Below are 13,139 nucleotides of genomic sequence, written 5' to 3'. Positions count from 1 at the left end.
GCTTGATTCACACGCCAATGTGATTCCAAAGCCGAGCTCTTGACTAGAGCTTGGCTTTTTATTTTCAAACGAATAAGTCAATCAGAAATAAACCATTAAACCTCGTCATATTTGATGTTTAGCATTTGAATTGCCTAACTATCCGTTGTTAAATGTCCAACCATCAGCACACAGCATTATATTTAGAATAAGAGAGCGGAATGGCTACCATCAAAGATGTTGCGAAGGAAGCAGGCGTATCAATCGCGACCACCTCTCGAGTAATCAACAATGCACCTCACACAAGTGAAACCGCGATTGCAGCAGTAAAAGCCGCTATGGAAAAACTCGGCTATCGCCCAAATGCCAACGCCCGAGCATTAGTCAGCAAATCTTCAAATGCGATTGGTGTACTAGTTAATGATGTCTCTGCTCCGTTCTTTGGCTCGATGATCAAAGCCATTGATACCGTGGCAAGCGAGCAAGAAAAACAGTTATTGATTGGCAGTGGCTATCATGACGCCACCAAAGAGCGTAATGCCATTAATCTACTGATTAACAGCCGCTGCGAATCACTCGTTGTTCATAGTAAAGGCATTAATGATGAAGAATTAGTAAAACTGGCAAACGAAGTACCCGGAATGGTGTTGATCAATCGTATTGTGCCCGATATCGAAAACCGCTGTATTGCACTCGATAATCGCCGAGGCTCTTACATTGCAACCGAACACTTGATTAAAAATGGCCACAAACACATCGGCTACATTTGCTCGAGTCACAATATTGAAGATGCTCATGACCGTTTAGGTGGCTACTTAGACGCGCTCAAAGAATACGGCATTGAATCGAACGATGAATACATCGAGTATGGAGAACCTGATGAGCTCGGCGGCGAGCAAGCCATGGTTAACTTGATGGCAAAAAACACTGATATAACTGCCATTGCAACGTATAACGACTATATGGCGGCAGGCTGTTTGGCACTATTACAAGAAAATGGGGTTCATATTCCAGAAGATATGTCAGTTATTGGGTTTGACGACGGCCACATTGCACGTTTCATCTATCCTCGATTAACCACTATTCGCTATCCAATCCAAGTTATGGCAAACCAAGCAGTTAAGCTCTCTCTTCAACTCGCAAGTGACGAACCTAAAGAGCATCCGGAGCACAAATTATTTATGCCAATTTTGGTGCGTAGAGCCTCTGTCCGAAATATTAATTGAGAAAACTCAAACTTTTGAAGACTACGTAATTTTGCCCCTCAATACTGTTTACAAAAAATAGGATTGATTAGATGAGTTATCATTGAGTTAATCTTATTTTTTATTACGATCAAATACCCACCTATACTTAACCTGACCCATCTTAATTAAACGATTACCTGGTTATTTTTCCACCAAGCATCTAAATCCCTAGTGATCCTTGGTTGTTATTAGGCGAGCAAAGCAGGATAATATCGGGATCGGAATCTCAAGAATTAATCCATTATGACCGAATACCTTTTGTTGTTGGTTGGCACAGTGCTGGTCAATAACTTTGTGCTAGTGAAGTTTTTAGGGCTATGTCCTTTCATGGGAGTCTCCAAGAAACTGGAGACTGCGATTGGCATGGGCCTCGCGACGACTTTCGTTCTGACGTTAGCGTCGGTATCTGCATACCTAGTAGAAACCTACATCCTTACCCCTCTGGGTATTGAATACCTGCGTACCATGAGCTTCATTTTGGTTATCGCTGTGGTCGTTCAATTTACGGAAATGGTCGTTCACAAAACCAGCCCGACTCTTTATCGCCTATTGGGTATCTTCCTGCCTCTTATCACCACCAACTGTGCGGTATTAGGTGTGGCACTTTTGAACATCAATGAAAACCACAACTTCATTCAGTCGATCATCTATGGTTTTGGCGCTGCGGTGGGTTTCTCTCTTGTATTGATCCTATTTGCTGCGATGCGTGAACGTATTGCGGTTGCTGATGTTCCAATGCCCTTCAAAGGCGCATCGATTGCGATGATCACAGCAGGCTTAATGTCTCTGGCATTTATGGGCTTTACTGGGTTGGTGAAATAAGCATGAGTACCATTTTAATTGCGATCATTGCGCTAGCCGTTTTAGCCGCTGTTTTTGGCGCTATTTTGGGCTTTGCTTCTATCCGCTTTAAAGTTGAAGCCGATCCTATCGTCGATCAAATCGACACCATCTTACCGCAAACTCAATGTGGTCAATGTGGCTACCCAGGTTGTCGCCCATACGCAGAGGCGATCGCTAACGGAGACAAGATCAACAAATGTCCTCCGGGCGGCCAAGCAACTATTGAGAAGCTAGCAGACTTAATGGGCGTAGAAGTTGAAGACTCCGCTCATGATTTAGATAACAAAGTAAAAACCGTTGCCTTCATTCATGAAGATATGTGTATCGGCTGTACTAAGTGTATTCAAGCCTGCCCTGTTGACGCCATTGTTGGTGGTACCAAGGCACTACACACAGTAATTAAAGATGAATGTACAGGTTGTGATCTATGTGTCGCACCGTGCCCTACTGACTGTATCGAAATGATTCCAGTGGCAACAACGACTGAAAATTGGAAATGGCAGATGAACATCATTCCTGTTACTGATATCACTAACCAAGCCACTGATGCGACTGCATCAGAGCCGAAAGCATAGGGTTAGTTGGTATGATCTCTTTAATTGAACAAATTCGCACGGGCTCTATTTGGGATTTCCCGGGCGGCGTGCATCCTGCTGAAAACAAAAAACAGTCAAATACTACCGATATCACCCATGCAAGGCTTCCTGAAGAAATCGTTCTTCCAGTGAAACAGCACATCGGTAAGCCCGGTAACCTATTGGTTGCTGTTGGTGACACCGTACTAAAAGGTCAACAACTGACGGCCTTAGATACGGGTTTTACTTTGCCAGTACATGCACCAACTTCGGGTGTGATTACCGCTATTGAACCAAGAACCACCGCTCACCCTTCAGGTCTGAGCGAAATGTGCGTGGTTATTAAACCTGATGGCTTAGACACTTGGATTGAAAAAAATCCAGTTGAAGACTTTTCTAAAAAAACCTCTGACGAACTGCTGGATGTGATTCGCCAAGCCGGTATTTCAGGCATGGGCGGCGCGGGCTTCCCTACGGCTAAGAAGCTTCAATCAGGTTTAGGTCGTACCGACATTTTGATCGTCAACGCTGCTGAGTGTGAACCTTACATCACCTCAGATGACAAGTTGCTTCAAGAGCATGCCAACGAAGTTTTAAAAGGCATTGAAGTGGTTGAACATATCCTTCGACCAAAGCTGACCGTTATCGGTATTGAAGACAACAAACCTGATGCAATAAAAGCACTTGAGGTTGCAGCGAAAAACAAAGACATCGTCATTCGAGTTATCCCAACTAAATACCCTTCGGGTGGTGAGAAACAGCTCATCAAGATCCTCACCAATAAAGAGGTTCCAGCTGGTGGTATACCTGCAGATATTGGTGTTTTGGTTCAAAACGTCGGTTCTCTCTACTCTATTAAAAGAGCAGTGGTTGACGGCGAGCCCGTTATCAACCGTGTTGTGACTTTAACAGGGAAGACCTTTAAGCAACCTCGCAACGTATGGGCACTATTAGGTACACCAGTACACGAGTTACTGGAAGAGTTTGGCTACAAAGCGGATAAAAAGCTGCCGCGATTGATTTTGGGCGGCCCTATGATGGGCTTCACTTTACCACATGCTAATGTGCCAATTACCAAAACGTCCAACTGTATTTTAGCGCCGACACGCAGTGAAATTTCGCCAAGCACTTATGAAATGGAATGTATTCGATGCAGTGCTTGTGCCGAAGCATGTCCTGCGTCATTGCTCCCTCAACAACTGCAATGGCATGCGAAAGCCAACGAGTTGGATAAGTGTGAAGAACTAAATATTAAAGACTGCATTGAATGTGGTGCTTGTGCCTTTGTCTGCCCAAGTGAAATTCCTCTTGTTCAGTACTATCGCCAAGCGAAAGCAGAAATCAAAACAAGAAAAGACGAAGCAACAGCTGCAGAACGCGCCAAGATTCGTTTCGAAGAAAAAAACGCTCGCATGGAGCGTGACAAAGCAGAGCGTGAAAACCGCTTCAAGAAAGCCGCTGACAACCGTCGTAAAGACATGAAGTCTACGGATGGTGATGATGCGATTGCAGCTGCGATTGCTCGCGTTAAAGCGCAAAAAGCCGCGGCAGACCAAGCTCCTAATGCGGAACCGGCTGTAAAACCTGCGGTTGCAGCGGCTATTGCTAGAGCAAAAGCAAAACAAGCTGCGGCCCAGAAAGCAAATGACGCAGAACCAGATAACTCTGAAATGTCTAAGCTACGTGAAGAGCGTAAACGTCAAGCACGAGAACGTAAAGCACAGCAAGCTGCAACGGATAATCCAACAGAAAGCTCTGGTGACGGTAAGAAAGATGCTGTCGCTGCTGCAATAGCTCGCGCTAAAGCGAAGAAAACTCAAAAAACGGAATCTACTTCTGAAGCTCCAGCTGAAAGCTCTGGCGATGCTAAGAAAGATGCTGTCGCTGCTGCAATAGCTCGCGCTAAAGCGAAGAAAGCACAACAAACAGAGTCTGCTTCTGAAGCTCCGGTTGAAAAATCAGGTGACGCTAAGAAAGATGCGGTTGCTGCTGCAATAGCTCGCGCCAAAGCCAAGAAAGCGCAACAAGCTGAATCAGCTTCTGACGCTCCAAGTGAAAGTAGTGGCGATGCTAAGAAAGATGCTGTCGCTGCAGCGATTGCTCGAGCTAAAGCGAAGAAAGCACAGCAAGCTAAACAGGAAGAGACAACTGAAACTCCTGAGCCCGAGGCTCCAGAAGAATCTGTCGATCCTAAAAAAGCTGCCGTTGCCGCTGCAATAGCTCGCGCTAAAGCGAAGAAAGCACAACAAGCTAAACAGGAAGAGACAACTGAAACTCCTGAGCCCGAGGCTCCAGAAGAATCTGTCGATCCTAAAAAAGTTGCCGTTGCCGCTGCAATAGCTCGCGCTAAAGCCAAGAAAGCACAACAAACAGAGTCTGCTTCTGAAGCTCCAGTTGAAAAATCAGGTGACGCTAAGAAAGATGCGGTTGCTGCTGCAATAGCTCGCGCTAAAGCGAAGAAAGCACAACAAGCTAAGCAGATCGAAACAGAAGCAACGACTACTGAACCTGTAATTGAAATTGAAATTGAAGCTGATATTCAGTCAGAACCAGTCGATCCTAAAAAAGCAGCAGTTGCTGCCGCAATAGCTCGCGCTAAAGCGAAGAAAGCACAACAAGCTAAGCAGATCGAAACAGAAGCAACGACTACTGAACCTGTAATTGAAATTGAAATTGAAATTGAAGTGGAAGCTGATATTCAGTCAGAACCAATCGATCCTAAAAAAGCAGCAGTTGCTGCCGCAATAGCTCGTGCTAAAGCAAGAAAGGCGCAGCAAGAGCAAGACAAAAAGAATAATGAGGAGAAAGAGTAGTGGCCTTCTTTATCGCCAGCTCACCGCACGCGCACAATCGTAGAAGCACCCCTGATCTCATGAAATGGGTCGCTATTTGTGCGTTGCCAGGTCTACTAGCTCAAACCTACTTCTTTGGATGGGGTACGCTCATCCAATTAGTATTTGCTATTGCACTTGCTGTTACCTTTGAAACCGCTGTAATGTTGCTAAGAAAACGTCCGCCAGTGATGGCATTGCGTGATTACAGTGCGGTTGTTACCGCTTGGCTGCTGAGCGTCGCGATTCCCCCACACTCTCCATGGTGGATTCTAGTCATAGGTATGTTTTTCGCGATTGTTATTGCGAAACACCTCTACGGTGGTCTTGGGCAAAATCCGTTTAATCCCGCGATGGTGGCTTACGTTGTTTTGCTGATCTCATTCCCAGTTCAAATGACGAGTTGGAATGCGCCGACTAGCTTAACCGCTGAAACAACAAGCTTTGTTGACTCATTTTTGATGATCTTTACCGGTTTCAATAATGAAGGTTTGTCACTGCAACAAGCGCGCCTTGGTATTGATGGCACCACGATGGCAACGCCGCTCGATGCATTCAAAACCGCTTTAACGGCGGGTAACACAGCTTCTGAAGCTCTGTCTCAACCACAATTCAGCTGGTTAGCTGGCGTAGGTTGGGAATGGGTTAACCTTGCTTATTTAATAGGTGGCTTAGTGCTCATTAAACAACGTGTGATTCAATGGTATATTCCGGTCGCTTTTATCGGCAGCCTTACGTTGTTTAGTTTGGTCTTCTTGATCCTAACTCCGGGTGAAACCGCTTCTCCAACCATTCATCTATTGTCTGGCGCAACCATGCTTGGTGCTTTCTTCATAGCAACTGATCCGGTTTCAGCCTCGACGACAGTAAAAGGTCGCTTGGTATTTGGTGCTCTGATTGGCGGGTTAGTCTTTATTATTCGCAGTTGGGGTGGCTTCCCTGATGGTGTGGCGTTTGCTGTATTGTTAGCTAACATGTGTGTTCCACTAATTGACTACTACACCAAACCTCGTACATACGGCCACTAAGGAGCGGATACCATGCTAAATGCAATTAAAAAAAATGGCCTTGTACTCGCGGTTTTTGCTTGTGCTTCGACAGGATTAGTGGCGGTAACTCACTACCTCACCAAAGATCAGATTAAGCAACAAGAACAGGCTCAACTATTATCTGTGCTTAACCAGGTGATTCCGCACGACCTGCATGATAATGAACTATTTTCAGCCTGCACTCTGGTTCAAGCAGAAGAGTTGGGGACGCAACAAGCGATGCCTGCTTACATTGCTAAACTCAATGGTGAGCCAAGTGCGATTGCGATCGAAGCGATTGCACCCGATGGCTACAACGGGGCGATTAAGGTCATTGTTGGAATGAAAATCGACGGTACTATTTTAGGTACTCGCGTTCTTTCACACCAAGAAACTCCAGGTCTGGGTGATAAAATTGATTTACGAGTGACTGATTGGATACTCTCATTTTCGGGTAAACAAGTAACTGACTCTAACCTTGAGCGTTGGAAAGTTCGTAAAGATGGTGGCGATTTTGACCAATTTACCGGCGCAACCATTACACCGAGAGCCGTCGTAAAATCAGTGAAACAAGCGGTTCAGTACGTTAACCAAAACAACCAAGCATTGCTTGCTCAACCTCTAAATTGTGGCGGTGAATAATGAGTGACCATAAAACACTAATTAAAAATGGCATGTGGGCCAACAACCCTGCCCTAGTGCAACTTCTTGGGCTGTGTCCATTACTGGCTGTGTCGTCAACGGTGACCAACGCGCTTGGGTTAGGCATTGCTACATTGCTTGTATTAGTCGGTTCGAACGTCTGTGTATCTTTGGTTCGTCACCATGTACCAAAAGAAATTCGAATCCCAGTATTCGTGATGATCATTGCTTCACTGGTAACCTGTGTTCAACTTCTGATGAATGCTTACGCGTATGGCCTTTACCTATCTTTGGGTATCTTCATACCACTGATTGTAACCAACTGTATCATCATTGGCCGAGCGGAAGCCTTTGCTTCAAAAAATGCAGTTTTACCTGCTGCTCAAGATGGTTTTTGGATGGGTCTTGGCATGACATCGGTACTGGTTGTATTGGGTGCGATGCGTGAGGTTATTGGTAACGGAACCCTTTTTGATGGTGCAGACCTACTTCTTGGCGACTGGGCTTCAGTGTTACGAATCCAGATATTCCAATTTGATAACAGCTTCTTGCTAGCCCTGCTTCCACCAGGTGCCTTTATTGGTGTTGGTTTCTTGATTGCTTTGAAAAACATCATCGACAACCAAGTAAAATCTAGACAGCCAAAACAAGAAAAACCAGCCATTGAACGCGCTCGCGTTACCAATGCTTAATAAGTTACAGTAGCTTAAACCCTGCTGAGTAGCTCAACCGCTCAGCAGATAATTAGATTGACCAAGTACACATAATAATGACGCTCATAAGAGCGCGTAACCGATGATAAAGCCTGAGCATTTAGAGTTTATTGAATACCAACTCCGGAGCTCAAGCCCTAACTATTTGAAAGTAATGTCGCTATGAACAATGTAAAACGAGTAGAAATACTTGAGCGTTTAAGAGAAAACAATCCAAAGCCAGAAACCGAGCTTAACTGGAACAGCCCTTTCGAGTTGCTGATCGCCGTGCTCTTATCTGCGCAGGCAACTGATGTCAGCGTCAACAAAGCCACTGATAAGCTTTACCCAGTGGCTAATACTCCACAAGCTATTTTCGACCTAGGTGTCGATGGCTTAAAAGAGTACATCAAGACAATCGGCCTCTTTAATTCGAAAGCAGAAAACACCATTAAAACGTGTCGCATGCTGCTTGACCTACATAATGGTGAAGTACCGGAAGATCGCGCTGCATTAGAAGCCCTTCCTGGTGTTGGCCGTAAAACAGCCAACGTGGTATTGAATACTGCTTTCGGTTGGCCAACCATTGCCGTTGATACCCACATCTACCGCGTATCAAACCGCACTAAATTAGCGATGGGCAAAACGGTCGACGATGTTGAAGCTAAGCTGCTCAAAGTCATTCCCAAAGAATTCAAACTGGATGTCCACCATTGGCTCATTCTTCATGGACGTTATACCTGTGTCGCGCGTAAACCACGTTGTGGCAGCTGTATCATTGAGGATTTGTGTGAGTTCAAGGAAAAAACAGACGTCTAAGCTAAGAAGCTAAGAAGCTAAGAAGCTAAGAAGCTAAGAAGCTAAACCGTGCCGCACTTTTCTGGCGGCATAAAACAGAATTACAAAAAACGTAAACATAGTTAACGCTAGGAGCAAATCATGTCAAACGGTCGTATTTTACACACCATGCTACGAGTTGGTGATCTAGATAAATCTATCGAGTTCTACACCAACGTAATGGGCATGCAACTATTACGTAAGAACGAAAATAAAGAGTACGAATACACACTGGCTTTTGTTGGCTTTGGTGACGAATCTAAAGGTGCTGTTATTGAGTTAACTTACAATTGGGGCACAACTGAATACGACCTAGGCTCAGCTTTCGGTCACGTAGCGATCGGTGTTGATGATATCTACACTACGTGTGACGCGATTAAAGCCGCTGGCGGTAACGTGACTCGTGAAGCCGGCCCTGTAAAAGGCGGTTCTACTCACATTGCATTCGTAAAAGACCCTGACGGCTACATGATTGAGCTTATTCAGAACAAACAAGCAAGTGCAGGCCTCGAAGGTTAGTCACTAACCATTGCGATACTAGGCTTTGAAAGCAAAAGCTAAATTAATGCACAAGAGAAGCGAGCACTATGCTCGCTTCTTTTTTATCAATTCATTCATAATCAATATTCTTTACCCAGTATTATTCACAATCTAATCGATGAAACTTTACATGATAATGATTATCATTTAAATTAAACCCATCTTGATTAGTGAGGTTATACAATGATTAGCGAATGGGAAAAACACACGTTACTTGCCGATACTGCATTGCAACTCGACGATCCTGTACGAAGCATTCTTCACTATCAGCAGGCGTTGAATTTAAGCGAAGAAATTACTGAGCGTACTGATATTCAGGCCGATGAACGCTTACTGATTTCGGTCATCTCTTGCCACAACCTTGCTCAGTTTTGGCGATGGGCGGGCGATACAGAATATGAACTTAAGTACCTTCAGCTTGCCTCTGAAAAGGTCCTGACACTGATTCCTCAGTGCCCTAATACGCAATGCTCTAGCTTTATAGATTCTATTGGTTGTTGTAAAAAAGCCCTTATCGATTTCATGAAACGTCATCCAAATCCTAAAATAGCCTCTATGGTTGAAAAAATCGATACTGCGACCAACTGTGAAATGATTGCTCGGTTCCGCTTGAATTAATGGTTGCCTCGAATAATTAGAGCCAAATCGACATGTTATCCAAACAAAAAATGCCCATCACGTAGATAGGCATTTTTATCTTTATCTTTATCTTTATCTTTATCTAGACAAGCTATTCAGTTTAAACCTGTGTACGGCCTAAAGAGATCACAACGCGTCGGTTTTTATCTTTACCAATTGGCGAGTTGTTGTCAGCAATCGGGCGACGCTTACCATATCCTTGAACTTGAATACGGTCTTCTGGCAAACCGAGTGACTTAAAGTACTCTCTTAGTGATTCAGCTCTTCGTTCTGAAAGGTTTTGGCTGATGCCTTTACTGTCAGCAGAATCGGTATACGTGGCCACTAGCACAAGATCAATATCTTGGTTGTAGCGAACGTAATCAGCAATCTGGCTTAGCCTGTTACGTGACGATTTGTTCAACTGGTCGCTGTTACGATCGTAGTGCAAAATGGTAAAAGAGATATCTTCAAAGCTATAAGGCAACAAATTGGCAATACAGTCACTAAACACATTGTACTTTTCTTGAAATAGCACTGACGATAAAGATACCTCAATCCGCTGATCTCGGCTCTGCCATTCTTGATAACTGAATGTCGGGTAGCGACCTTTCTCCAACTCGCTCAATATCCCCCAAGCTGTTTGACCACCTACATAGCCGTCAAATTGTTGGAAGAACTTGATGGTTGTCATGCGATCAGCACTCTCGCCCGGACGCCAAGGTGGCGGCATAGAAATCAAGCTAACATTACGTGTTGCTCCCATTGGACGACGCATTTTAAGTTCAAAGTCCAAAATAATTTTTTTGCTTGCACGAGATGAAAACTCAGCATCACCGAAATTGGGAATCGGATGAACTAAACGACATTCGAGTGGTGTATTGGCCACCATCTCCCATTCCGACTGTTGAGGAGATGCTCCGTAACGCTTTTCTTGTGCCAATACCGATGACGACATAAGTAGCGAAAATAACATTGAACCTGTTATGAGTTGTTTCTTCATAAAGTGGAGTATCTCTTAAGCAATTCGTTTAACAATGCAGCCAATTGCCGCATATTTCTATCGAGTTTAAATATGCAAATATCAAGCCGCAATAGAGTGGCTAATTTATTAATTATTGCCGTTCCCTAGTTTTTATCACTGCTATTATCTGCAATAATGTAGCCTTAATCACACTTATTTGGGCTAACATGACTGTAGAAAACGAAGCTCTGACCCTAAAAAACCGCTTTCGTGGCTATTTTCCCGTGGTCATCGACGTGGAAACCGCAGGGTTTAACGCAGAAACAGATGCATTATTAGAGATCTGTGCCATTACATTAAGAATGGATGAGAACGGAGATCTGCAACCTGCATCAACGCTTCATTTTCACATTGAGCCTTTTGAAGGCGCAAATATAGAGCAGGCAGCATTAGACTTTAACGGAATTAAAGACCCATTTAGCCCATTACGTGGTGCTGTGTCGGAGCAAGAAGCCCTTAAAGAAATCTACAAGCTAGTGAGAAAAGAACAAAAAGCTTCAGATTGCAGTCGCGCAATCATGGTCGCTCACAATGCTACATTCGATTTAAACTTCGTAAATGCAGCAAGTGAGCGTTGTAAGCTTAAACGCGTCCCTTTCCATCCATTTGCAACTTTTGATACTGCAGCTCTTAGTGGTCTTGCCTACGGTCAAACCGTTTTGGCTAAAGCTTGCCGCACTGCTGGGATGGAATTTGACAACAAAGAAGCACACTCTGCTTTGTATGATACGCAAAAAACCACAGAGTTATTTTGCGGCATTGTAAACAAATGGAAAGCCCTTGGTGGTTGGCCTCTTGTTGACGAACAACAAAAATAGAATCGGTAAACGTTCGTTCGTATTGCCTTCATAAAAAACACAACATCTCGAGAATAATATGAATCCTGTTGTAATTTCAGTTTGCATCATGCTTGTTTTAGCTTTGATGCGCGTAAATGTAGTTGTTGCTCTCACGTTCAGTGCAATTATCGGTGGCGTAGCCTCTGGTATGGGTCTGAACGACGCTGTAGCTGCTTTCGAAAGTGGATTAGGTGGCGGTGCAACTATCGCACTTAGCTACGCAATGCTTGGTACTTTTGCTGTTGCTATCTCTAGGTCTGGTATCACAGACCTACTAGCTCAAAGCGTAATCAAGCGTATTCACGGCAAAGAGAACAGCGCGGCATCTAATGGTCTTAAGTACGGTATCCTTGCGTCTTTGATCTTAGTGACCATGTCTTCACAAAACGTGATTCCTGTACATATCGCCTTTATCCCAATCTTAATCCCACCTCTATTAGGCGTATTCGCAAAAATGAACCTAGACCGTCGTCTAGTTGCGTGTGTACTTACTTTTGGTCTAATCACACCTTACATGGTGTTACCGATTGGTTTTGGCGGTATCTTCTTAAACAACATCCTACTAAAAAACCTTCATGACAACGGTCTTGAAAGCGTAGTAGCAAGCCAAGTACCAATGGCAATGTTGTTACCAGCAGCCGGCATGATCTTCGGCCTTCTAACGGCGGTATTCTTTACTTACCGTAAACCTCGCCAATACAAAGAAACGTCTCACACTGTTGTTTCAACAGAAGTAAAAGAGATCAACAAGAAGCACATCCTAGTAGCGGCAGCTGGTATCGTTGCTGCATTAACCGTTCAACTGTCGACGGGCTCTATGATCATCGGTGCTCTGGCTGGTTTCATGGTATTCACCTTCGGTGGCGTAATTGCTTGGAAAGAGACACACGATGTCTTCACTAAGGGTGTTCACATGATGGCAATGATCGGCTTTATCATGATTGCAGCAGCAGGTTTTGCAGCAGTGATGAAACAGACTGGTGGTGTTGAATCTCTAGTTGAAGCACTTTCAACAAGTATCGGTGACAACAAGCCTCTAGCAGCTCTGCTTATGCTGGTAGTCGGCTTATTAGTAACAATGGGTATTGGCTCTTCGTTCTCGACGATTCCAATCCTTGCAACTATCTACGTTCCTCTAGCGGCGGCATTTGGTTTCTCACCAATGGCCACTATCGCGCTAGTGGGTACAGCGGCAGCGCTAGGTGATGCTGGTTCTCCGGCTTCTGACTCAACATTAGGTCCAACATCTGGTCTAAATGCTGATGGTCAACACGAACACGTATGGGAAACCGTCGTACCAACATTCTTGCACTACAACATCCCACTGATCGTATTCGGTTGGATTGCAGCTATGGTTCTGTAATTAGGTTCTGTAGTAAAGAACCTAAGCTATTATTACAAAGACCGCCTCGTGCGGTCTTTTTTGTATCTGGGATATATCTTG

General features: G+C 44.4%; 13 protein-coding genes. 12 read left to right on the top strand and 1 reads right to left on the bottom strand.

The window, feature by feature from the left end; translation table 11 throughout:
- Window positions 1-200 precede the first annotated feature (200 nt).
- The 10 genes from SJY39_RS06330 (at window position 201) to SJY39_RS06285 (ending at window position 9,832) form a co-directional block, all read left to right on the top strand.
- Entirely contained in the window at window positions 201-1,205 is a 1,005-nt protein-coding gene (locus tag SJY39_RS06330; protein ID WP_010437150.1) for a substrate-binding domain-containing protein, read from the top strand.
- A gap of 264 nt (window positions 1,206-1,469) precedes the next feature.
- On the top strand, window positions 1,470-2,048 hold the full coding sequence (rsxA, locus tag SJY39_RS06325; RefSeq protein WP_004734039.1) for an electron transport complex subunit RsxA: 579 nt from the start codon (window positions 1,470-1,472) through the stop codon (window positions 2,046-2,048).
- Between the two features lie 2 nt (window positions 2,049-2,050).
- Window positions 2,051-2,644, top strand: a complete 594-nt coding sequence (gene rsxB, locus SJY39_RS06320) for an electron transport complex subunit RsxB (protein ID WP_004734040.1) — start codon at window positions 2,051-2,053, stop codon at window positions 2,642-2,644.
- Window positions 2,645-2,655: 11 nt separating this feature from the next.
- Entirely contained in the window at window positions 2,656-5,457 is a 2,802-nt protein-coding gene (rsxC, locus tag SJY39_RS06315) for an electron transport complex subunit RsxC (protein ID WP_372042788.1), read from the top strand.
- A complete protein-coding gene (gene rsxD / locus SJY39_RS06310; protein ID WP_016767677.1) occupies window positions 5,457-6,503 on the top strand; it encodes an electron transport complex subunit RsxD in 1,047 nt (348 codons plus the stop codon). The genes rsxC and rsxD overlap by 1 nt, the downstream gene beginning before the upstream one ends.
- Before the next feature lie 12 nt (window positions 6,504-6,515).
- Complete coding sequence (gene rsxG, locus SJY39_RS06305; protein ID WP_010437142.1) at window positions 6,516-7,145, top strand: electron transport complex subunit RsxG; 630 nt, start codon at window positions 6,516-6,518, stop codon at window positions 7,143-7,145.
- A complete protein-coding gene (locus tag SJY39_RS06300; RefSeq protein ID WP_010437140.1) occupies window positions 7,145-7,837 on the top strand; it encodes an electron transport complex subunit E in 693 nt (230 codons plus the stop codon). Before rsxG ends, SJY39_RS06300 begins: the two co-directional genes overlap by 1 nt.
- A 183-nt stretch (window positions 7,838-8,020) precedes the next feature.
- Window positions 8,021-8,656 (top strand): endonuclease III, encoded by a 636-nt coding sequence (gene nth, locus SJY39_RS06295; protein WP_010437137.1) that lies wholly within the window; start codon window positions 8,021-8,023, stop codon window positions 8,654-8,656.
- A 120-nt stretch (window positions 8,657-8,776) separates the two neighbouring features.
- Window positions 8,777-9,193: a lactoylglutathione lyase gene (gene gloA / locus SJY39_RS06290; RefSeq protein WP_016790351.1), complete on the top strand. Its 417-nt coding sequence runs from the start codon at window positions 8,777-8,779 to the stop codon at window positions 9,191-9,193.
- A gap of 204 nt (window positions 9,194-9,397) precedes the next feature.
- Window positions 9,398-9,832: a DUF2753 domain-containing protein gene (locus SJY39_RS06285; RefSeq protein WP_004734047.1), complete on the top strand. Its 435-nt coding sequence runs from the start codon at window positions 9,398-9,400 to the stop codon at window positions 9,830-9,832.
- Window positions 9,833-9,953: 121 nt separating this feature from the next.
- Here SJY39_RS06285 and SJY39_RS06280 read toward each other — a convergent pair whose 3' ends face one another.
- Complete coding sequence (locus tag SJY39_RS06280) at window positions 9,954-10,835, bottom strand: flagellar protein MotY (RefSeq protein WP_010437120.1); 882 nt, start codon at window positions 10,833-10,835, stop codon at window positions 9,954-9,956.
- A 188-nt stretch (window positions 10,836-11,023) separates the two neighbouring features.
- On the opposite strand from SJY39_RS06280, the gene rnt reads away from it, so the two are divergent.
- Together rnt and SJY39_RS06270 are read left to right on the top strand one after the other, a co-directional pair.
- Complete coding sequence (rnt, locus tag SJY39_RS06275) at window positions 11,024-11,674, top strand: ribonuclease T (RefSeq protein WP_010437118.1); 651 nt, start codon at window positions 11,024-11,026, stop codon at window positions 11,672-11,674.
- Window positions 11,675-11,732: 58 nt separating this feature from the next.
- Window positions 11,733-13,058, top strand: coding sequence for a Na+/H+ antiporter family protein (locus tag SJY39_RS06270; protein ID WP_010437117.1), 1,326 nt, complete (start codon window positions 11,733-11,735; stop codon window positions 13,056-13,058).
- Window positions 13,059-13,139 lie beyond the last annotated feature (81 nt).

It is taken from the genome of Vibrio sp. R78045, from assembly GCF_042466085.1.
GTDB classification, from domain to species: Bacteria; Pseudomonadota; Gammaproteobacteria; order Enterobacterales; family Vibrionaceae; genus Vibrio; species Vibrio cyclitrophicus.
Note: the sequence above shows the minus strand (reverse complement) of the source record. Positions and strands in the feature narration are given on the sequence as shown.